General features: G+C 31.2%; 2 protein-coding genes. Both read left to right on the forward strand.

The features are described 5' to 3' along the window. The first annotated feature begins 166 nt into the window (after nucleotides 1-166). A complete protein-coding gene (locus MPF19_RS19095) occupies nucleotides 167-649 on the forward strand; it encodes a helix-turn-helix domain-containing protein (protein ID WP_249989860.1) in 483 nt (160 codons plus the stop codon). After that, nucleotides 646-846, forward strand: coding sequence for a hypothetical protein (locus tag MPF19_RS19100; RefSeq protein ID WP_249989861.1), 201 nt, complete (start codon nucleotides 646-648; stop codon nucleotides 844-846). Before MPF19_RS19095 ends, MPF19_RS19100 begins: the two co-directional genes overlap by 4 nt. Nucleotides 847-913 lie beyond the last annotated feature (67 nt).

Here is a 913-nt window from a genome sequence, read left to right on the forward strand (position 1 = left end):
GCTCACTTGGGAAATTCCTCCGGAATTTCGCCGTTCGTACTTTATTTACTAAATTCACTGCTTAAACAACGCAACAAAGCTTATACAACAACGTTAGCAGTAATTAAAAACTTGTACTTTCCTGAAATAGGTTGACTAAAAATTAAACACTTAATTATAGTCACTTATGAAAACTCAAAAACAACCCTGGCGAAAAAAAACGTACGAAAAAGCAACTTTAGAACTCAAATTATTCGTCGTTGACCAAATTCAGAATGGACAGATTTCCACAAACTTTGCTTCCAAAAAATATGATGTTCCTAGAACTACAATTGGGTATTGGATCAAAAAATATAGTACTTTAGTCCAACAAAATACTGGTATGAGTAAATTAGACGAGATTAAAAAACTAAAGGAACGTATTGAAGAGTTGGAGTTTGTAAAGGAATTTCAACAAGATATTATTGCTGACATGGAAATCATTACTGGAGTCGATTTGTCAAAAAAGTCGTTGCCCAAAACATTAGCGAAAGAGATAGAACTAAAAAAGAAAAACCGTTTAAAAGAAAATGGTTCTATGAGTGTTTTGGGATTAGTAAACAAGCTTTCTACAAAAGACTCAAAACCCAAGAAAACAAACGACAAAACGATGAAAAAGTCATCGAAATGATACAGGAATATCGAAAATTAGTTGGTATGAGAACTGGTGGAATTAAGTTATATGATGAACTTAAACAAGACTTTATAAAACAAGGTATTAAAATCGGTAGAGACAAGTTGTACGATGTGTTAAGGCTTCATAATTTACTTGTTCCTAAGCTAAAAAACTATGTAACAACTGTTTTGACCCCTATAAAACAAGAGTAATCTTTTAAATTTCGATTATTAATTAAGCGGTTAATTTTTTGGTTAAAATTAGATGTTTATCCTGATT

It is taken from the genome of Polaribacter sp. Z014, from assembly GCF_023555435.1.
GTDB lineage: Bacteria > Bacteroidota > Bacteroidia > Flavobacteriales > Flavobacteriaceae > Polaribacter.

Coding starts and splice junctions, on each gene's coding strand:
- MPF19_RS19095 (WP_249989860.1), top strand. CDS start 167: ATGAAAACTCAAAAACAACCCTGGCGAAAAAAAACGTACGAAAAAGCA.
- MPF19_RS19100 (WP_249989861.1), top strand. CDS start 646: ATGATACAGGAATATCGAAAATTAGTTGGTATGAGAACTGGTGGAATT.